At 37.4% G+C, this 246-nt stretch carries 1 protein-coding gene; it reads left to right on the top strand.

Features of this window, described 5'->3' with window-relative positions; all coding sequences use genetic code 11:
• On the top strand, positions 1 to 246 hold a 246-nt coding region (locus tag CWC11_RS22725; protein WP_171038545.1), incomplete at both ends, for a signal recognition particle receptor subunit alpha.

Raw genomic sequence — 246 nt, 5'->3', positions numbered from 1 at the left:
AAAAAAGGCTTATTAAAAACTAAGGTTAACCTTGGGTCAGGCATTGCGTCGATTTTCAAAGGCAAGAAAATTGATGATGATTTATTTGAAGAGCTAGAAACACAGTTACTGACAGCTGATTTAGGTGTTGATACGACGATGAAGTTGATCGATAGCTTAACAGATGCGGCTGATCGCAAGCAGCTAAAAGATGGTGATGCACTTTACGAATTAATGAAGCAAGAAATGGCTGAAATGCTTAAAGAA

Origin of the sequence: Pseudoalteromonas sp. S3178 (assembly GCF_005886985.1) — a bacterium.
GTDB classification, from domain to species: Bacteria; Pseudomonadota; Gammaproteobacteria; order Enterobacterales; family Alteromonadaceae; genus Pseudoalteromonas; species Pseudoalteromonas carrageenovora.
This window is presented reverse-complemented; position numbering and strand designations above follow the sequence as displayed.